The following is an 18,303-nucleotide window of genomic DNA, read 5'->3' as shown; positions in this document are numbered from 1 at the left end:
GGGAACGCGTGAATACGGAACTCGATGCCACTCGTCCCGCGCTCGGCGCCGCCGGCCTGCTGGGCCGCCTGCGCGCGCTGCTGCGCGCGGGGCCGGCCGGCGGCCGCGTCGGTCCGCTGAGCCGGCTCGCGATCGACGGGCTGCCCGATACCTGGACGCAGCTGGAAGCCGGCGGCCTGTACGCGATCTATGCCGCTGCCGGCACGCCGGCCTGCGACGCGCTGGTGTGGGAAAGCGCGCGGCAGTCGCGCACGCGCGACGTGACGGTCGTGCTGTCACGCGCCGCGGCGCGCGTTGCCGCGCAGTTGCAGGCGCGCGGTTTCGCGGGCGGCGCACAGCCGGCCGGGTGGCCGCGCAACCTCAACGTGCTGGCGATGCCGCCCGCGCCCGCGGCGGCCGACGGCGATGCCGCACTCGAACCGGGTGCGCCGCGCCGTGCGGCGCCCGGTCCGTTCGCGCGGCTCACGGGCGGCTTGCGCGCGATGAAGCGCTACGGCTTTCGCGCGCGCTCGCTGTATTTCATCGAAGGCGCACAACGCTGGTTCAGCTGGGACGATCCGGCCGCACTCGCGGAAGAAGCGCACGCGCTCGTCGACTGGTGCCGCACGCACCGGATCGCGCTGGTGCTGCTGGTCGATCCCGAGATCGTGCGCACCGGCGCCGATCCGGATACCGACGATCCGCCGCTCGTGCGCGACGCGAATCGCGCGCCGCGCAGCGGCTTTCACGGCGTGTGCTCGGGCGTCGCGCAGCTGCAGCGCACGCACGGCGAGCTGCTGTGGGTCGTCGATTTCTGGCGCGCGGGCGACACGCTCGCGGCCGGCGAAGTGCGGCCGCTGCGCTTCGCGCCGGGCGGCCGGCTCGCAGCGATCGTCGACGGCGCCGCCGCCGAGCCGTCGCGCCGGATGAAGCTCGCGACCGACGAGGATCGCGTCGTCGTCAGCCGCGCGGTGCTCGATGAAGGCAGCCGCGTACCCGCCGGCTGGGAAATCGTCGACGACAACGCGGCGGTCGTCGCCGCCTGTGCGCACGCGCAGGCCGCGACCGCGGTGCTCGCGTTTCGCTCGCATGCACAGCTCGAGGCGCTGTGCGCGGCCGTTCACGCGCTGCGCCGGCAATGCGGCGGCGCCTTGAAGATCGCTGTCGTCGAGCGCGGCGAGGTGCTGCGCCAGCAGTTCGAGATGCTGGTGCTGAGCGTCGGCGCGAACCGCGTCGTCGCGCGCGACCTGCCGGTGTCGCGGATGCACGCCGCCGTGAACGCGCTGCGCGGGCAGCTCTATGCGCGACCCGTCGCGCCCGACTATCGCGCGGCGCTCGCGGCCGCGCTCGGCGATTCGGTGCTTGGCTACCTGCCGGTCGGCGCGTTCTGCCTGCGGATTCGCGCGGTGCTCGATCGTGGTGCGGTGCTCGCGCTGCCGCACACGCTCGCGAAGATCGCGCTGCTGCCGGGCGTATCGCACGTCGATGCGCTGCGGCACTGCCGGCCGCGCCGCGCGGGCGACGTCGTGACGGCCGATGCCGGACACCTGTACGTGTTCCTGTTCGCGTGCGAGCCGGCCGATGCCGGGGACGCGCTCGCGCGGATCTTCGACGTGCCGGTCGATACGCTGTCCGATCGCGTCGTATGTCTCGGCGAGGGCAGCATCGACACCGAGCTCGATGCGCTGAAGACCGAGAACCGGCGCGCGCCGATCGCCGACTACAGCGACCTGTTCGCGACGGCGCAGCAATCCGGCGCGCCGCGCGGGCCGGCCGAACGCGCGGCGAGTCCCGAAGCGGGCGGCGAGGCCGGTCCGCACGTCGACCTGTCGCCGCGCCCCGTGCGCGGCCAGGACACCGTGCCGGCCGCCGATGCGCCGACACCGTCCGCCGAATTTCCCGCCGCGCGCACGCGCGGCGCCATCCGCAGCGCGATGCCGCTGCGCAAGCCGGAGGGCGCATGATCGCCGAACTCGTCATCGGACTCATCGTCGGCATCGCGATCGCGGTGCCGGTGTGGATCGTCGCGCAGCACCTGGGCATCGGCCGCGGCTTTCATGCGCCGCGCGGGCTGCACCGGCGCGACGCGGTGCCGTGCGAACTCGTGCCGGTCGCGCTGCGCGGGCGCCTGCTGCCCGATGCCGACCGCGCCGACAGGGCCGCGTCATGAAGACGATCGCCGTCACGTCGACGACCGGCGGCGCGGGCCGCACCACGCTCGCCGGCGCGCTCGCGGTGCTGCTCGCGCGCCGCGGCCGGCCGGTCGTCGCGGTCGAGTTCGACGCGCAGAACCTGATGGGCGCGACGCTCGGTCTCGACACGCTGGCCGAGCACGGGCTCGCGCACAGCCTGCTCGGTGACCCTGGTCGCGCCGCGCCGTGGCACGCGCATACGTGGCGCAATGCCGACGGCGTGCTGTTCGTGCCGTACGGGCAGGTCGACGCGGCCGGCGCCGCCGCCTGCGATGCGCGGCTCGCGGCCGATCCCGCGTGGCTGTCGCGCGCGCTCGATGAAATCGCGCTGCCGGCCGACGGCGTCGTGCTGGTCGACACCGCGCGCTACCCGTCGCCGCAGGCCGAGCAGGCGATTCGCCGCGCCGACCTGACGCTCGTCGTCGTGCCGCCGGAACCGGCCGCGTGCGCGACCGTTGCCGCACGCCTCGACGCGTTGCGGGCCGGCGGCGGCGACCTGCAGATCGTCGTGAACCGGCTGAACCCGGCGCGCGACATGCAGCGCGATGCGCTCGCGATGCTGCGCGCCGTCGCGGGGCCGGCGTCGATGCTCGAGCAGCGGATTCACGTCGATGCGGCCGTGCCCGAAACGCTCGCGCGCGGCAGCTGGATCTTCGACGACGCGCCATATTCGCAGGCGTCGCACGATCTGAACGGCGTCGCGAACTGGGTCGATACGTGGCTCGCGGCAGCCGCGGCCGGCCGCACGGGAGCGCGGCGATGAAGGCCGCGTTCGCGTCGCGCTGGCGCGCCGCGGCCCGTCGGGCGACCGACTGGTGCGCGCGCGGGATCGGGCTGCCGGCCCAGCGCACGCTGCTCGACTGGCTCGTGCGGCTGTTCTTCCATGCGCCGCCGCCCGGCCGGCCCGATCCCGTGCGCCGCCGGGCGCGCGTCGCCTTCCTGTGGCTCGCGCAAGAGTGGGGCGTGCTGCAGCCGCTGAGCCCGCGCGAATGGCTGTGGCGCGCGATCGTGCGCGCGCCGCGCGCGGCCGAGCAGCAGCCCGCGCGCGATCCGCTCGCGTGGTTCGACGCGTTCGTCGTGCCGGTCTACGTCGCGGCGCGTGCGCTTGGCGCGCGCATCGACGCGCTGCTCGAGCGTCTGCCGTGGGCGCGCTGGGGCGGCTGGCTCGACGCGCGCGCGCACGGCGTCGGCCGGCACCGCTGGCTCGCGCCGCTGCTGCTGGTCGCCGGCGCGCTGCTGTGGGCCGCGGCCGGGATGTCGCCGCTGATGCCCGGCGCGCAGTTCGCGTTCTTCGCGATCGTCGCGGTGCTGGCGCTCGCGCTGCGCCGCCTGCCGGGCCATCTGCCGACCCTCGCGCTCGCGTCGCTCGCGCTGCTCGCCACTGTCCGCTACGTGTGGTGGCGCACGACCCAGACGCTCGACTTCCGCAGCCCCGTCGAGGCGGTCGCCGGCTACCTGCTGTACGGTGCCGAAGCCTATACGTGGATGATCCTGCTGCTCGGCTTCATCCAGACCGCGTGGCCGCTCGACCGGCCGATCGTGCCGCTGCCCGACGATCCCGACAGCTGGCCGAGCGTCGACGTCTACATTCCGACCTACAACGAACCGCTGTCGGTCGTGAAGCCGACCGTGTTCGCCGCGCAGAGCATCGACTGGCCGACCGAAAAACTGTGCGTGTACCTGCTCGACGACGGCCGGCGCCCCGAGTTCGAGGCGTTCGCGCGGGAAGCGGGCATCGGCTACCTGACGCGCGACGACAACCGCCATGCGAAGGCCGGCAACATCAACCGCGCGCTGCCGAAGACGCACGGCGAATACATCGCGATCTTCGACTGCGATCACGTGCCGACGCGCTCGTTCCTGCAGACCACGATGGGCGTGTTCCTGCGCGACCCGAAATGCGCGCTGGTGCAGACGCCGCACCATTTCTTCTCGCCCGACCCGTTCGAGCGCAACCTCGGCACGTTCCGCGAGATCCCGAACGAGGGCAACCTGTTCTACGGGCTCGTGCAGTCGGGCAACGACCTGTGGAACGCCACGTTCTTCTGCGGGTCGTGCGCGGTGCTCAAGCGCACCGCGCTGGAGGAGGTGGGCGGCGTCGCGGTCGAGACCGTGACCGAGGACGCGCACACCGCGCTCAAGCTGCATCGGCGCGGCTACACGTCGGCCTACCTGCCGACCGTGCAGGCGGCCGGTCTCGCGACCGAAAGCCTCGCGGGCCACGTGAAGCAGCGCACGCGCTGGGCGCGCGGGATGGCGCAGATCTTCCGCATCGACAATCCGTTCCTCGGGCGCGGGCTCGGCTTCATCCAGCGGATCTGCTACGGCAACGCGATGCTGCATTTCTTCTACGGTATCCCGCGGCTCGTGTTCCTGACGATTCCGCTCGCGTACCTGTTCTTCCACCTGTACTTCATCAATGCGGCGTCGATCGCGCTCGCGAGCTACGTGATCCCGTACCTGGTGCTCGCGAACGTCGCGAACTCGCGGATGCAGGGGCGCTATCGCCATTCGTTCTGGGCCGAGGTCTACGAATCGGTGCTCGCGTGGTACATCGCGCTGCCGACCACCGTCGCGTTCTTCAGCCCGAAGCACGGCAAGTTCAACGTGACCGACAAGGGCGGCAAGATCGACGAAGGCTACGTCGACTGGTCGACGTCGAAGCCGTACCTCGTGCTGTTCGCGCTGAACGTGCTCGCGATCGCGGCCGGACTGTGGCGGCTCGTGGCCGACCAGGGCGACGAGGCGTCGACGATCCTGATCACGCTCGGCTGGACCGTCTACAACCTCGCGATGCTCGGCGCGGCGCTGGCCGTCGCGCGCGAGACCAAGCAGGTGCGCGTCACGCACCGGATCGCGATGCGCGTGCCGGCGACGCTGCTGCTCGCCGACGGCTCGACGGCCGCGTGCTTCACGAGCGACTACTCGATCGGCGGTCTCGGCCTCGAAGCGGTGCCGGGGCTGCCGCTCGCGGTCGGCGACACGCTGACGGTGTGCGTGACGCGCGGCGACCGGCCGTTCCCGTTCCCGGTGCGCGTGAGCCGCGTGACGCCGACCCACGTCGGCGTGAGCTTCGAGACGCTGACGCTCGAGCAGGAGCGCCAGCTCGTGCAGTGCACGTTCGGCCGCGCGGACGCGTGGCTCGACTGGCACGCGAGCGCGCGGGCGGACACGCCGCTGCGCGGGCTGAAGGAAGTGCTGCGCGTGGGCCTGGACGGTTACGTACGGATGTGGAAGGGTGCGGCGCGCGGCGTGCAGTCGATGCTGGCGCCGAAGCTCGATCGGGCGCGCGACTGACGCGGCGCCCATCACGGAGTGGTTTAGATGACGTTCTGGAATCTGTATTTCATCCTGAAGTTCGCGCTGTTCGCGACCGGCCATCTGCAGCCGCTGTGGCTCGCGAACCTCGCGTTCGCGCTGGCGCTCGCGGCGAGCGCGCCGATCCGGCGGCGCGTGTGGCGCATCGTGCGGCAGCTCGTCGCGATCGCGATCGCCGTGCCGCTGCTGGCGCACGAACTGCACGCGCCGCCGCTCGCGCGCCTCGCCGAAGCCGCGCGCGAAGTCGGCACGTTCCGCCTCGACTACTGGATGGAGCTGCTGCCGCGCCTGTTGCCGCCGGTGCTGGTGCTGACGGTGGCGGGCGTGCTGATCGCCTATTTCATCGTCAACCGCTGGGTGCGCGTCGCGACCTTCGTGCTCGCCGCGCTGATCGTGATGCCGCTGTGGCAGGCCGGCAACGGGCTGATGGCGCGCGTCGTCGCGCCGCTCCCGCAACCGGCCGACGCGACGGGCGGGCGCGCCGGCCAGCCCGAGGACCACAACGCCGCGCTCGCGACGTTCCGCGCGCAGGAGTCGCAGCGCCAGGTCGCGTTCGGCCATCTCGGCAACGATCCGGCCGCGCAGTTCGACGTGATCGTGCTGCACGTCTGCTCGCTGTCGTGGGACGATCTCGATGCCGCGAAGGTGCGCAACCACCCGATGCTGAGCCACTTCGACTACCTGTTCAACAACTTCAGCACGGCGGCGAGCTACAGCGGCCCGGCCGCGATCCGCGTGCTGCGCGCGAGCTGCGGGCAGGAAGCGCACGCGGACCTGTACAAGCCCGCGCCGCAGCAGTGCCATCTGTTCTCGCAGCTCGCGTCCGCCGGCTACACGGTGCAGTCGCTGCTGAACCACGACGGCCACTTCGACAACTTCCTGCAGGTCATTCACGACAACATCGGCGTGCCCGACGCACCGATGATCTCGAACGCGGCCGCACCGGTCGCGATGCATGCGTTCGACGGCTCGGCGATCAAGGACGACTACGGCACGCTCGCGAACTGGTACGCGCAGCGCGCGTCGGTGCCGGGCCCGGTCGCGCTGTACTACAACACGATCAGCCTGCACGACGGCAACCGCGTGGTGGGCAGTTCGCTGACCAGCATCGATTCGTATCCGCAGCGCACGACCAAACTGATGAACGATTTCGACCGGCTCGCCGACCTGATCGCGCAGTCGGGCCGGCGCGCGGTGATCGTGTTCGTGCCCGAGCACGGCGCCGCGTTGCGCGGCGACAAGAACCAGATCGCGGGCCTGCGCGAGATTCCGACGCCGCGCGTCGTCCACGGGCCGGTCGGCGTGCGGCTCGTCGGCTTCACCGGCGATCACGGCACGACGACCGTGATCGAGCAGCCGACGAGCTTCCTCGCGCTCGCGCAGCTGCTGTCGAACCTCGTGTCGAACAGCCCGTTCAAGCCGGGCGTGACGCTTGGACAATATGCAGCCGATCTGCCGCGCACGCGGATGGTCGGCGAGAATGAAGGCACGGTGACGATGCAGACGAGCGCCGGCTATGCGGTCAAGACCCCGGATGGCGTATGGATCGACGAACAATAAACATCGGCGAGGGCGACGACGATCGCCTGTCGCAACCGAACGACGTGCTCGGCCTCGCGCGGCATCTGCCCGCGCTGGACCCGGCCCGCTACGTCGACGAGCAGGCGCGGCGCACGTTCGTCGAATCGCTCGAGCGCTGGCCGGTGCTCGCGAAGCTGATGGGACTGAAGCGGTAAACGCACGACGGCCGGCATGAATGCCGGCCGTCGTGCATCGATGAACCGACTGCTGTCGGGGCTTACTGCGCCTTGCGCGCCGGCTGGCGCGTCCACTCGCTTTCTTCGCCCGGCACCTTGCCGAAGGTCTGCGCGGCCCACGCGTCGCGGGCCGCCTCGATCTTCGCGCGCGCGCTCGACACGAAATTCCACTCGATGAACCGTTCGCCCGGCAGGTGCGCGCCGCCGAGCAGCATCACGCGTGCGCCGTTCGCGCTGGCGAGCGCGACGTTCGCGCCGGGTTCGAGCACGGCCATCGTCGCGGGCGCGAGCGGCGTGCCGTCGATCGAGAGGTCGCCGTCGACGAGATACACGCCGCGCTCGTCGTGTTCCGCATCGAGCGCGAGTTGCCCGCCCGCCGCGAATTCTGCATACGCATAGAGCGTCGGCGAGAATACGGCGACCGGCGACGTGAGCCCGAACGCGGTGCCCGCGATCACGCGCACGCTCGCGCCGTCGCGCGTGAACGACGGCAGCGTGTCGGCGGCGTGATGCACGAACGCGGGCGCGGTGTCCTCGTGCTCGACCGGCAGCGCGACCCAGGTCTGGATCCCGTGCACCGGTTGTTCACGCGGGCGGTCCTCGTCGGGCGAACGCTCCGAGTGGACGATGCCGCGCCCGGCCGTCATCCAGTTCACGTCGCCGGGCACGATCTTCTGCCGGAAGCCGAGGCTGTCGTGATGCATCAGCGTGCCGTCGAACAGGTAGGTGACGGTCGCGAGGCCGATGTGCGGATGCGGCAGCACGTCGATGCCGCTGCCGGCCGGCAGCACGGCCGGCCCCATCTCGTCGAAGAAGATGAACGGGCCGACGAGGCGCGCGGCGCGCGCGGGCAGCACGCGGCGCACGACGAGGTTGCCGATGTCGCTCTCGCGCGGCGTGAGCAGGGTCTTGATCGATGCGGACATGGTGAGACTCTCGTATTCGGTGGGCGATGCGTCAGGCGACGGCCGTGTCGATCGTGATCGGGTGCGTGAGGATCCTGTGCACCGGGCACGCGTTCGCAATCTGCAGCAGGCGCTCGCGCTGCTCGTCCGACAGGTCGCCGTCGAGCGTGATGCGCCGCATGATCGTGCTGCCCGCGCTGCCCGATTCGTGCGCGAGCTTCACATGCACTTCGGCGAGCGGCCAGCCCTTGCGTTGCGCGTACATCTTCAGCGTGATCGCGGTGCAGGCGCCGAGGCTCGACAGCAGCAGCGCGACGGGCGTCGGTGCGGAATCGCCGCCGCCGAGCGACGCGGGTTCGTCGGCGCGCCACTGATGGACGCCGTCGGTGAAATGGACCAGGTAATCGACCGAGCCGATGCTCGCTTCGACGGACAGTTCGCTCATTGCAATTCCAGGTGGAGAAAGGGGAGACGGGCCGGCCGCCGGCCGGGCGTCACGGTTCGAGCAGACGCTGCAGCCGCAGTTCCTCGAAATCCAGCTCGGATTCTATGCGGTGCAGCACCGCGTCGTCGACCCGGCCGTCGCGATGCAGGCCGAGCAGCGCGTCGCGCGACACGCCGACCAGCTCGAGCTCGACGCGCAGCATCCGCGCGCGGATGTCCGCGGGTTCGGCGCCGTCGCGGTGCGCGTGTTCGTTGAACGCGACGCGGCTCCGGTATTCGGTCAGCAGCCGGTCGAGCGATGCGCGTTCGAGGCCGGTGCCGCGCTGCTCGCGCGCATCGAGCTCGGCGAGCGCCGCGCCGAACGTGTATGCGCGCACCGCGTGCTCGGCCATCGTGTGCCGTGCGGCCGGACGCAGCTTCAGCACGCGGATCAGCGGCGCGAGCGTGCCGCCCTGCACGACCAGGGTCGCGATGATGAGCAGGAACGTGCTGAACAGGATCAGGTCGCGCCCCGGGAAATTGGCCGGCAACGCGATCGCGGCGGCGAGGCTCACGACGCCGCGCATGCCGGACCAGCCGAGCACGACGGCCTCGCGCCACGACCACGGCGCATGGCCCGCGCGCGGCGCGCGCAGGCGGCCGGGCAGCCACATCGCGACGAACACCCAGACGACGCGCGCGGCGATCGCGGCGGCCGTCGCCGGCAGCGCGACGCGCAGGCCGGCCATCAGCACTGCGCCTTCGTGGTTCACGCCGGCGAGGATCGCGTGCAGCGCGAGGCCGATCAGGATGAACACGAGCGCGTCGAGCACGAACACGATCGCTTCCCAGGTCGCCTTCGCCTTGATCCGCATGTCCGCGCCGAACACGTGATGCTGGCGCACGCCGAGCACGAGGCCGCAGGTCACGACCGACAGCACGCCCGAGCCGTGGACGGCTTCCGCGATCCCGTAGCTGCCCCACGCCATCGCGAAGGTCACGACGATGCCGAGCATCGGCTCGCGCAGGCGCTGCAGCACCCAGCACATCGCATGGCCGCACGCGAGGCCGACCGCGATGCCGATCAGCGTGAGCGAGAAGAACAGGCCGGTGGCGCTCGCGGTCGTGATCGTCACGGCCAGCGCGGCCGAGACGGCCATCTGATACAGCAGCAGACCGGATGCGTCGTTGACGAGGCTTTCGCCCTCGAGCACCGCGACGAGCCGCGCGGGCAGCGGATGGCGCTGCAGGATCGCCTTCGCGGCGACCGCGTCGGGCGGCGACACGATCGCGCCGAGCGTGAAGCACGCGGCCCACGGCAGCGCCGGGTTCATCGCATGCACGGCGAGCGCGACCGCCACCGTCGTGAACACCACCGCGCCGAGCGCGAGCGACGCGATCGACGCGAGCTCGTGCCGGAACTCCTTCCACGCCGTATAGAAGCCGCTCGACATCAGCAGCGGCGGCAGCACGGCCGCGAGCAGCAGCGCCGGGTCCATGTCGGGCGTGCGCTTGCCCGCGACGGCCACCACGCAGCCGCCGAGCAGCAGCACGACGGCCGGCGGAATCGAGATCCGCTCCGCGAGCCAGGTGAGCGCGCCCGCGCCGCAGATCAACAGCAGCAGGTAATGGAACAGCTCGACGTTGCTCATGCGCGACGCGTGCGGCTGTTGCGGCGCGTACGCGTCACGACGGCTTGCGTTCGTTCGTGCTGCCGCCCGGCAGCGCGCCGAACATGTGCTGGCTGCACTTCGCGTCGCGCCATGCGGCGTTCAGCCGGTGGCCCGCGAGCATGCGCCGCGCGACGGGCAGGATCTGTTCGCCGGCCAGCATGCCGAGCAGGCCGACGAGTGCGATGATCGGCGGCGCGGGCGAGTTCACGCCGAGCGCGCCGTAGATGACGCCGGCGAGGATGCCGGCGAGCAGCGACAGGACATAGGATTTCATGATGGGCGTCTCGTGATCGAACGGCGGGTCGCGACGAGTGCATCGTCGAGGTCCTGGAAGCGTATCGGGTTTACGTGAGGAAAAAAAGGGCGGATTGCCCTTGTTTTGCCTCCTATTCTGGAATCCGAGTGATTCCGTTTCTTGGGTGTTCGTACTGAAGGATTGCGGTTTAAATAATCCGGGCCGGACGACACGGATCCGGCGTGCCGTCCGCTCGAACCCTCCCGCGATCCGCGGCGAGGCAGGGCTCCTTTTTCCGTACACAGGATGATTCACGCCATGAGCAACCCGAAGCTTGAAGTACTCACTCCGCACAACAGCCAGCTGATCTTCATCGACCAGCAGCCGCAGATGGCGTTCGGCGTGCAGTCGATCGATCGCCAGACGCTGAAGAACAACGTCGTCGGGCTCGCGAAGGCGGCGAAGGTGTTCAACATCCCGACCACGATCACCACCGTCGAAAGCGAGAGTTTTTCCGGGCACACCTATCCCGAACTGCTCGACGTGTTCCCGAACCAGAAGACGCTCGAACGTACGTCGATGAACTCGTGGGACGACCAGAAGGTGCGCGACGCGCTCGCCGCGAACGGCCGCAAGAAGGTGGTCGTGTCGGGCCTGTGGACCGAAGTGTGCAACACGACGTTCGCGCTCTGCGCAATGCTCGAAGGCGACTACGAGATCTACATGGTCGCCGACGCATCGGGCGGCACGTCGCAGGCCGCGCACGATTTCGCGATGCAGCGGATGGTGCAGGCCGGCGTGGTGCCGGTCACGTGGCAGCAGGTGCTGCTCGAATGGCAGCGTGACTGGGCGCACCGCGAGACGTACGACGCCGTGATGGCGATCGCGAAGGAGCACTCGGGCGCGTACGGGATGGGCGTCGACTACGCGTACACGATGGTCCACAAGGCGGCGCAGCGTACCGCCACGCCGCACGAGTCGATCGCGGCCGTCCCGGCGAAGTAACGGATCAACGGACCAACGGGCCCACGGACCAACGGGCCGCCGGCCGCGGGCATCGCGGCCGGCGTGCGGCATCCGTGTGCCGGCCGCCGTGCCTTCAGGCCTCGGGCAGCGCCCATGGCGCGTGCGAGAAATGCTCGGCGAGGAATTCGAGCAGCACCGTCACGCGCGCGGCGCGCAGCATGCCGGGCGGCGTGACGAGGTTGACGTTGATGTCGGCGATCTTCCAGTCGTGCATCACTTCCTCGAGCTCGCCGCGCTGCAGCTCGTCCCATACCAGGAACTCGGGTTGTAGTGCGAGGCCGTGTCCGGCGACGAGCGCGGGGACGATGACGTCGGCATTGTTGGTGCGGATGCGTCCGTGCACGTTGACGCCGAAATCCTCGCCCGATGCCGGTTGTCGAAAGCGCCAGTACTCGGGAGTCGGCAGGTTCGTGTAGGTGAGGCACACGTGCTGTTCGATGTCGCGCGGATGCGCGGGCCGGCCATGCCGGTCGAGATACGCGGGCGATGCGACGAGCGGACGACGCACCGCGCACAGGCGGCGCGAGCGCAGCGACGAATCGCTGAGCTCGGCGATGCGGATCGCGACGTCGAAACCGCCGGACACGATGTCGACGATGTGATCGGTCAGCACGAGGTCGATGTCGACATGCGGATAGCGTTCGAGAAACGCGGGCAGCAGCGGCGACAGATGGCGCAGCCCGAACGACATCGGTGCGTTCACGCGCACGAGGCCGTGCGGTTCGAGCGCTTGCGCGGTGGCCTCGTTCTCGATCAGCTCCGCATCGGCGAGCAGGCGGATCGCGCGATCGCGCAGCAGTTCGCCGGTCGGCGTGAGCGACAGCTTGCGCGACGTGCGGTACAGCAGCATCGTGCCGAGGCGCTTTTCGAGGCGCGCGATGGCCTTCGACACGGTCGGTTGCGAGACGCCGAGCAGGTCCGCGGCTTTCGCGAACGAACCGGTCTCCGCGACGCGCGCAAAGATGGCCCAGGCTTCGAGATCAGGAAGATGTTGCATGGTCGGGACAGGGTGGCAGGAAAGCGAAGTGGACGCGAAGGCGGCGCAACAGGCGGCCGACGCGATGCGGGCCATTCTAATCCGGCCGGGAGAAAAATCGTTATGGAATCTTATCTATTGTCGTTGGCGGCCGGCGTGCTGATCGGCGTCGTGTACAGCGTGATCAAGGTGCGCTCGCCGGCGCCGCCGCTGATCGCGCTGATCGGCCTCGCCGGCATGCTGATCGGCGCGCAGGCCATCGGGCCCGTGCGTCACTGGCTCGGCTTCTGACTGCATCGAGGAAATGTCAATGAGCGCAACCGATACTCAACCGGATCTGATTTTGCACAACGGGCGCGTCACGACGCTCGATCGTGCGAACCCCGTCGCCACCGCGGTGGCGATCAAGGACGGCCGCTTCGTCGCGGTCGGCAGCAACGCGGACGTCATGCCGCTCGCGGGCCGCGCGACGAAGGTGGTCGACCTCGACGGCCGCACGGTGCTGCCGGGCCTGACCGACAACCACACGCACGTGATTCGCGGCGGCCTGAACTACAACATGGAGCTGCGCTGGGACGGCGTGCGCTCGCTCGCCGTCGCGATGGAGATGCTCAGGCAGCAGGTCGCGATTACGCCCGCGCCGCAGTGGGTGCGCGTGGTCGGCGGCTTCACCGAACACCAGTTCGTGGAGAAGCGGCTGCCGACGATCGACGAGCTCAACGCGGCCGCACCCGATACGCCCGTGTTCATCCTGCACCTGTACGACCGCGCGTTGCTGAACGCGGCCGCGCTGCGCGTGGTCGGCTACACGAAGGACACGCCCGAGCCGCCGGGCGGCACGATTCTGCGCGATGCGGCCGGCAATCCGACCGGCCTGCTGCTCGCGAACCCGAATGCGACGATCCTCTACGCGACGCTCGCGAAAGGGCCGAAGCTGCCGTTCGAGTACCAGTACAACTCGACGCGCCATTTCATGCGCGAACTGAACCGGCTCGGCGTGACCGGCGTGATCGACGCGGGCGGCGGCTCGCAGAATTACCCCGACGATTACGAGGTGATCCGCAAGCTGCACGACGCGGGCGAGATGACGATCCGGATCGCATACAACCTGTTCACGCAGAAGCCGAATGCGGAAAAGGAAGACTTCGTGAACTGGACGAAGAGCACGAAGTACCACGACGGCACCGACTATTTCCGCAACAACGGCGCGGGCGAGATGCTGGTGTTCTCGGCGGCCGATTTCGAGGACTTCCGCGTCGCGCGCCCGGACCTGCCCGCGCAGATGGAGGACGATCTCGAGGGTGTCGTGCGCGTGCTCGCGCAGAACCGCTGGCCGTGGCGCATGCACGCGACCTATGACGAAACTATCAGCCGCGCGCTCGACGTGTTCGAGAAGGTCAACAAGGATATCCCGCTCGAAGGGCTGAACTGGTTCTTCGACCACGCCGAAACGATCTCCGAAAAGTCGATGGACCGGATCGCCGCGCTCGGCGGCGGTGTCGCGGTGCAGCATCGGATGGCGTACCAGGGCGAATACTTCGTCGAGCGCTACGGCGCGCAGGCGGCCGAGGCGACGCCGCCGGTCGCGAAGATGCTCGGCAAGGGGCTCAAGGTGTCGGCCGGCACCGATGCGACACGCGTCGCGTCGTACAACCCGTGGGTGTCGCTCGCGTGGCTCGTGACGGGCCGGACGGTCGGCGGGATGCGCATGTATCCGCAGCGCAACCTGCTCGATCGCGAGACGGCGTTGCGGATGTGGACGGAGTACGTGACGTGGTTCTCGAACGAGGAAGGCAAGAAGGGGCGCATCGCGGTCGGGCAACTCGCCGACCTGATGGTCCCCGATCGCGATTTCTTCACCTGCGCGGAGGACGATATCGCCGACACGACTGCATTGCTGACGGTGGTCGGCGGCCGGATCGTCTGGGGCGCGGGGCCGTTCGCGCCGCACGACGCGCCGATTCCGCCCGCGATGCCGGACTGGTCGCCCGTGCGCGCGTACGGCGGTTACGGTGGCTGGGGCGCGACGCAGCGAGAGGGCGCGCCGTTGCAACGGGCCGCCGCCGCCGCGATGTGCGGCTGCGCGAGCGCGTGCGGCGTGCACGGCCATGCGCATGCGGGCGCGTGGGGCCGTGCGTTGCCGACGTCGGACGCGAAGGGCTTCTGGGGCGCGTTCGGCTGTTCGTGCTGGGCGGTCTGACATGACGGCGCGCACCGTCCAAGGCAACCCGGCATGGATCCGCGCGCTGCTGGCGCAGCCGTGGGTCCTGCCGCTCGCGCGCCTCGCGCTGGTGTCCGCCTATTTGCTCGGCGGCGTCGCGAAGGCGCTTGACTTCGACGGCGCGGTCGCGGAGCAGGCGCATTTCGGCCTGCATCCGGCCGAGCTGTGGGCGGCACTGGCGATCGCGGTCGAGATCGCCGGCTCGCTCTGCGTGGTGTTTCGCCGCTTCACGTGGCTCGGCGCCGGCAGCCTCGGCATGCTGACGCTCGTCGCGATGGTCGTGGCGAACGATTTCTGGAACCGCTCGGGCGCCGAACATTTCATGGCGCTCAACAGCTTTTTCGAGCATCTTGGGCTGATCGCGGCACTCGTGCTCGCGACCGTGCTCGACGATGCGCGGCAACCGGCCGGCGACGGCCGCGGGTGACCGGGATCGCCCGAGCCGCTGCACCATTTGATGAAACAACAAGGATATCCGTGATGAAAACCCTTCGTTCCGCGTGGCTGGCGCTTGCGATTGCCGGCGGTCTCGCCGCCGCGCCGGCCGCGTTCGCGAAACCGCCGGTGCCGCCCGCGGTCGCGCCGACGGTGGCCGTCGGTCCGCAGTACGACACCACGCACGTGTGCGTCGCGCCCGACGACTTCGACCGCTTCACCGACAGCTTCGTAGCGACGTTCGGCGGCAAGAAGTCGAAGCAGGGCGTGTTCCAGGTCACGCCGACGCCGAGCCAGACGATGTCGCAGCTCGTGCTGACGCCGGTCGGCACGATCTCCGTGTTCGGCTTCAAGACGCCGATCCCGTATCCGTTCTGCGCGGAGCGCAACGGCTATCTCGTCACGGACATGGACGTCGCGGTGAAGTCGGCGCGCGAGCACGGCGCCGACGTGATCGTCGACACGTTCCCCGATCCGATCGGCCGCGATGCGATCATTGCGTGGACGGGCGGCGTGAAGATGCAGCTCTACTGGCATACCCAGGCGCCGAACTACGACGCGTTGCAGACCATCCCCGAGAATCGCGTCTACGTGTCGCCGCAAAGCGTACGCAAGTTCGTGCACGATTTCGTCAAGTTCTCGAAGGGCAAGGTGGTGTCCGACAACCTGAAGGCGCCGGGCGTCGAGATCGGCCGGCCGAGCGACACGTATCGCCGGATCCGCATCGAATCGGGCTTCGGCAAGATGACCGTGCTCGTGACGGACGGCCACCTGCCTTACCCGTTCGGGCGCGAGATGACGGGCTACGACGTGCCCGATCTCGCCGCGACGCTGAAGAACGCCGAAGCCGCGGGCGTGACCGTGCTCGTGCCGCCGTTCGCATCGGACGGCCGCGACGCGGCGCTCGTGCAGTTCCCGGGCGGCTACGTCGCCGAGATCCACGCGAGCGCGGCGCGATGAAGCACGAGGACACGATTCTTGCCGCGGTGGCCGGCTTCGTCGACACGCTGAGCTTCGTCGCGCTGTTCGGGCTGTTCACCGCGCACGTGACGGGCAACTTCGTGCTGATCGGCGCGGGCATCGCGGGCTTCGGCCAGGGTGTCGTGCTGAAGCTCAGTGTGTTTCCCGCGTTCGTGTGCGGCGTGATCGCGGCGAGCCTGATCGCGCGGTCGATGTCCGGGCGGCCCGCCTGGCAGGGCATGCGCACGCTGCACGCGGTGCAGGCCGTGCTGCTGCTCGGCTTCTGCGCGGCCGGCGTGTGGGCGACGCCCGTCACGCAGCCCGACAGCCTGCCGGCGCTGGTGGCCGGCATCGTCGGCACGTTCGCGATGGGCGTGCAGAACGCGCATCCGCGCGTGATTCCGCGCGCCGGCGGCGTGCCGAACACGGTGATGACGGGCAACGTGACGCAAGCGATTCTCGACGTCGTCGACCTGCTGTCGGCCGGCACGGCAGATGCCGCACGCGCGGCGGCGCGGGCCCGGTTCGGCAAGATGCTGCCGGCGATCGTCGCGTTCGCGCTCGGCGCGGCGTGCGGTGCGCTCGGGTTCCGCTACGTCGGGTTCCTGGCGCTGCTCGTGCCCGTCGGCGCGCTCGCGACGCTCGCACTGTGTGCGGCGCAAGCGGCCGGAGCCGCCACGCAGGAGCGCGCATGATCGACCGGGGCCAGGGGAGACGAGGCAGACACTGCAGTCGCGGCTTCGAGCAGGCTGCGCGCGTGTCGATCGTCGCGGGACTGTTGTTCGCGGGCGCCGACGCGGCGTTCGCGGAAACGGCAGCGGCATCGACACCCGGCGATGCGACCGCATCGACCTGCACGGCCAAGCGGCCGACGGTGCTGTTCAATCGCTGGCAGGAGGACTGGTCGGTGCTCGCGAATCCGTGCGTGCCGCGCGCGCCGCTCGACGGTCTGAAATACATTCCGCTCGGCAACGATCCGGCCTCCTATCTATCGCTCGGCGTGAATCTGCGCGAGCGGCTGGAGACCAACGACGCGCCGCTGTTCGGGATCGGCTCCGCGCAATCGGATACGTACCTGATCCAGCGCGTCGAAGTGCACGCCGATGCGCATCTCGGCCAGCACTGGCAGTTCTTCGTGCAATTGCAGGACGCGCGTGCGTTCGGCAAGAACACGGTGTCGCCGGTCGACAAGAACCCGCTCGATCTCGAACAGGCGTTCGCGACCTACACGGGTGCGCTCGGCGGCGGCACGTTCAAGTTCCGCGTCGGCCGGCAGGAGATGGCGTTCGACCTGCAGCGCTTCATCGCCACGCGTGACGGCCCGAACGTGCGGCAGGCGTTCGATGCGGTCTGGGCCGATTACGAATACGGGAAGTGGCGCTTCATCGGCTATGCGACGCAGCCGGTGCAGAACCGCAACGCGTCCGATTTCGACGACGTGTCCAATCGCGATCTCACGTTCAGCGGCGTGCGCTTCGAGCGGCAGTCGGTCGGGCCGGGCGACCTGTCCGGCTACTGGTCGCGCTACAACCGCAGCAACGCGCGCTTCCTCGATGCGAGCGGCCGCGAGCGTCGCGACGTGTGGGACCTGCGCTACACGGGCACGCAGGGCCGTTTCGACTGGGATCTCGAGACGATGTTGCAGACCGGCACGGTCGGCGGCAACACGATCGGTGCGTGGGCCGTCGGCTCGATCGCCGGCTACCGGCTCGATGCGCCGTGGTCGCCGCGCGTCGCGTTGCAGGTCGACGCGGCGTCGGGCGACCGGCATCCGCACGACGGCCGCGTCGGCACCTTCAATCCGCTGTTTCCGAACGGCTATTACTTCACGCTGGCCGGTTACACGAGCTATGCGAACCTGATTCACGTGAAGCCGTCCGTGACGCTGAAGCCGTCGGCGAACCTGTCGCTGCTCGGCGCGCTGGGTTTCCAGTGGCGCGAGACGACCGGCGACGCCGTCTATCAGCAGCCGAACATCCCGGTGCCCGGCACGGCCGGCAAGGGCGGCCTGTGGACGGGGATGTACGTGCAGCTGCGCGCGGACTGGACGATGGCCGCGAACCTGATCGGCTCGGTCGAGGCCGTGCACTTCCAGGTCGGCGACGCGATCCGGCAGGCGGGCGGACACAACGCGGACTACGTCGGCGTCGAGCTGAAGTACGGCTGGTGACGCGGCCGCGCGGCAATGCGCGCGCATGAAAAA

General features: G+C 69.8%; 18 protein-coding genes. 13 read left to right on the top strand and 5 right to left on the bottom strand.

All coding sequences use genetic code 11. The features are described 5' to 3' along the window. The first annotated feature begins 8 nt into the window (after nt 1-8). Genes bcsE through U5771_RS17035 form a run of 6 tightly spaced genes read left to right on the top strand, consistent with a single transcriptional unit; the run spans nt 9 to nt 7,225 of the window. A complete protein-coding gene (gene bcsE, locus U5771_RS17060) occupies nt 9-1,943 on the top strand; it encodes a cellulose biosynthesis protein BcsE (RefSeq protein ID WP_322025053.1) in 1,935 nt (644 codons plus the stop codon). Then, nucleotides 1,940-2,149 (top strand): hypothetical protein, encoded by a 210-nt coding sequence (locus tag U5771_RS17055; RefSeq protein ID WP_322025052.1) that lies wholly within the window; start codon nt 1,940-1,942, stop codon nt 2,147-2,149. The genes bcsE and U5771_RS17055 overlap by 4 nt, the downstream gene beginning before the upstream one ends. After that, nucleotides 2,146-2,934 carry a cellulose biosynthesis protein BcsQ gene (gene bcsQ / locus U5771_RS17050; RefSeq protein WP_322025051.1) on the top strand — a complete coding sequence of 263 codons (789 nt, stop codon included), beginning with the start codon at nt 2,146-2,148 and terminating at the stop codon, nt 2,932-2,934. Before U5771_RS17055 ends, bcsQ begins: the two co-directional genes overlap by 4 nt. Continuing rightward, entirely contained in the window at nt 2,931-5,468 is a 2,538-nt protein-coding gene (gene bcsA, locus U5771_RS17045) for a UDP-forming cellulose synthase catalytic subunit (protein WP_322025050.1), read from the top strand. Before bcsQ ends, bcsA begins: the two co-directional genes overlap by 4 nt. A 27-nt stretch (nt 5,469-5,495) precedes the next feature. Beyond that, on the top strand, nt 5,496-7,049 hold the full coding sequence (bcsG, locus tag U5771_RS17040) for a cellulose biosynthesis protein BcsG (protein ID WP_322025049.1): 1,554 nt from the start codon (nt 5,496-5,498) through the stop codon (nt 7,047-7,049). Beyond that, nucleotides 7,031-7,225, top strand: a complete 195-nt coding sequence (locus tag U5771_RS17035) for a hypothetical protein (protein WP_322025048.1) — start codon at nt 7,031-7,033, stop codon at nt 7,223-7,225. Before bcsG ends, U5771_RS17035 begins: the two co-directional genes overlap by 19 nt. 62 nt (nt 7,226-7,287) lie before the next feature. On the opposite strand, the gene U5771_RS17030 is transcribed toward U5771_RS17035, so the two are convergent. Genes U5771_RS17030 through U5771_RS17015 form a run of 4 tightly spaced genes read right to left on the bottom strand, consistent with a single transcriptional unit; the run spans nt 7,288 to nt 10,521 of the window. Further along, complete coding sequence (locus tag U5771_RS17030) at nt 7,288-8,172, bottom strand: pirin family protein (RefSeq protein WP_322025047.1); 885 nt, start codon at nt 8,170-8,172, stop codon at nt 7,288-7,290. Between the two features lie 31 nt (nt 8,173-8,203). Next, nucleotides 8,204-8,596, bottom strand: a complete 393-nt coding sequence (locus tag U5771_RS17025; RefSeq protein WP_322025046.1) for an OsmC family protein — start codon at nt 8,594-8,596, stop codon at nt 8,204-8,206. 49 nt (nt 8,597-8,645) lie between these two features. Next, the gene (locus tag U5771_RS17020; protein WP_322025045.1) at nt 8,646-10,226 is read right to left on the bottom strand and encodes a sodium:proton antiporter; all 1,581 of its coding nucleotides are present in this window, start codon (nt 10,224-10,226) and stop codon (nt 8,646-8,648) included. A gap of 34 nt (nt 10,227-10,260) precedes the next feature. Further along, nucleotides 10,261-10,521, bottom strand: a complete 261-nt coding sequence (locus U5771_RS17015; protein ID WP_322025044.1) for a XapX domain-containing protein — start codon at nt 10,519-10,521, stop codon at nt 10,261-10,263. Between the two features lie 279 nt (nt 10,522-10,800). On the opposite strand from U5771_RS17015, the gene U5771_RS17010 reads away from it, so the two are divergent. Beyond that, entirely contained in the window at nt 10,801-11,487 is a 687-nt protein-coding gene (locus U5771_RS17010; RefSeq protein ID WP_322025043.1) for a hydrolase, read from the top strand. Nucleotides 11,488-11,581: 94 nt separating this feature from the next. Here U5771_RS17010 and U5771_RS17005 read toward each other — a convergent pair whose 3' ends face one another. Next, nucleotides 11,582-12,505: a LysR family transcriptional regulator gene (locus tag U5771_RS17005; RefSeq protein ID WP_322025042.1), complete on the bottom strand. Its 924-nt coding sequence runs from the start codon at nt 12,503-12,505 to the stop codon at nt 11,582-11,584. A gap of 102 nt (nt 12,506-12,607) precedes the next feature. Between U5771_RS17005 and U5771_RS17000 the strand changes: the two genes are divergently transcribed. Genes U5771_RS17000 through U5771_RS16975 form a run of 6 tightly spaced genes read left to right on the top strand, consistent with a single transcriptional unit; the run spans nt 12,608 to nt 18,270 of the window. Beyond that, a complete protein-coding gene (locus U5771_RS17000) occupies nt 12,608-12,775 on the top strand; it encodes a DUF1427 family protein (RefSeq protein ID WP_096506909.1) in 168 nt (55 codons plus the stop codon). Nucleotides 12,776-12,794: 19 nt separating this feature from the next. Then, nucleotides 12,795-14,684, top strand: coding sequence for an amidohydrolase (locus U5771_RS16995; protein WP_322025041.1), 1,890 nt, complete (start codon nt 12,795-12,797; stop codon nt 14,682-14,684). 1 nt (nt 14,685) lies between these two features. Further along, nucleotides 14,686-15,132 (top strand): DoxX family protein, encoded by a 447-nt coding sequence (locus U5771_RS16990; protein ID WP_322025040.1) that lies wholly within the window; start codon nt 14,686-14,688, stop codon nt 15,130-15,132. A 53-nt stretch (nt 15,133-15,185) separates the two neighbouring features. Continuing rightward, nucleotides 15,186-16,100 carry a glyoxalase gene (locus U5771_RS16985; protein WP_322025039.1) on the top strand — a complete coding sequence of 305 codons (915 nt, stop codon included), beginning with the start codon at nt 15,186-15,188 and terminating at the stop codon, nt 16,098-16,100. After that, nucleotides 16,097-16,795, top strand: a complete 699-nt coding sequence (locus tag U5771_RS16980) for a YoaK family protein (protein ID WP_322025038.1) — start codon at nt 16,097-16,099, stop codon at nt 16,793-16,795. The genes U5771_RS16985 and U5771_RS16980 overlap by 4 nt, the downstream gene beginning before the upstream one ends. Further along, a complete protein-coding gene (locus U5771_RS16975; protein ID WP_322025037.1) occupies nt 16,792-18,270 on the top strand; it encodes an alginate export family protein in 1,479 nt (492 codons plus the stop codon). Before U5771_RS16980 ends, U5771_RS16975 begins: the two co-directional genes overlap by 4 nt. Nucleotides 18,271-18,303: the final 33 nt, after the last annotated feature.

The sequence above is a fragment of the Burkholderia sp. BCC1977 genome, assembly GCF_905339595.1.
GTDB lineage: Bacteria > Pseudomonadota > Gammaproteobacteria > Burkholderiales > Burkholderiaceae > Burkholderia.
This window is presented reverse-complemented; position numbering and strand designations above follow the sequence as displayed.

Coding starts and splice junctions, on each gene's coding strand:
- U5771_RS16995 (WP_322025041.1), top strand. CDS start 12,795: ATGAGCGCAACCGATACTCAACCGGATCTGATTTTGCACAACGGGCGC.
- U5771_RS17010 (WP_322025043.1), top strand. CDS start 10,801: ATGAGCAACCCGAAGCTTGAAGTACTCACTCCGCACAACAGCCAGCTG.
- U5771_RS16975 (WP_322025037.1), top strand. CDS start 16,792: ATGATCGACCGGGGCCAGGGGAGACGAGGCAGACACTGCAGTCGCGGC.
- bcsQ (WP_322025051.1), top strand. CDS start 2,146: ATGAAGACGATCGCCGTCACGTCGACGACCGGCGGCGCGGGCCGCACC.
- U5771_RS17005 (WP_322025042.1), bottom strand. CDS start 12,505: ATGCAACATCTTCCTGATCTCGAAGCCTGGGCCATCTTTGCGCGCGTC.
- U5771_RS17020 (WP_322025045.1), bottom strand. CDS start 10,226: ATGAGCAACGTCGAGCTGTTCCATTACCTGCTGCTGTTGATCTGCGGC.
- U5771_RS16990 (WP_322025040.1), top strand. CDS start 14,686: ATGACGGCGCGCACCGTCCAAGGCAACCCGGCATGGATCCGCGCGCTG.
- bcsG (WP_322025049.1), top strand. CDS start 5,496: ATGACGTTCTGGAATCTGTATTTCATCCTGAAGTTCGCGCTGTTCGCG.
- U5771_RS17015 (WP_322025044.1), bottom strand. CDS start 10,521: ATGAAATCCTATGTCCTGTCGCTGCTCGCCGGCATCCTCGCCGGCGTC.
- U5771_RS16980 (WP_322025038.1), top strand. CDS start 16,097: ATGAAGCACGAGGACACGATTCTTGCCGCGGTGGCCGGCTTCGTCGAC.
- U5771_RS17035 (WP_322025048.1), top strand. CDS start 7,031: ATGGATCGACGAACAATAAACATCGGCGAGGGCGACGACGATCGCCTG.
- U5771_RS17025 (WP_322025046.1), bottom strand. CDS start 8,596: ATGAGCGAACTGTCCGTCGAAGCGAGCATCGGCTCGGTCGATTACCTG.
- U5771_RS17055 (WP_322025052.1), top strand. CDS start 1,940: ATGATCGCCGAACTCGTCATCGGACTCATCGTCGGCATCGCGATCGCG.
- bcsA (WP_322025050.1), top strand. CDS start 2,931: ATGAAGGCCGCGTTCGCGTCGCGCTGGCGCGCCGCGGCCCGTCGGGCG.
- U5771_RS16985 (WP_322025039.1), top strand. CDS start 15,186: ATGAAAACCCTTCGTTCCGCGTGGCTGGCGCTTGCGATTGCCGGCGGT.
- U5771_RS17000 (WP_096506909.1), top strand. CDS start 12,608: ATGGAATCTTATCTATTGTCGTTGGCGGCCGGCGTGCTGATCGGCGTC.
- U5771_RS17030 (WP_322025047.1), bottom strand. CDS start 8,172: ATGTCCGCATCGATCAAGACCCTGCTCACGCCGCGCGAGAGCGACATC.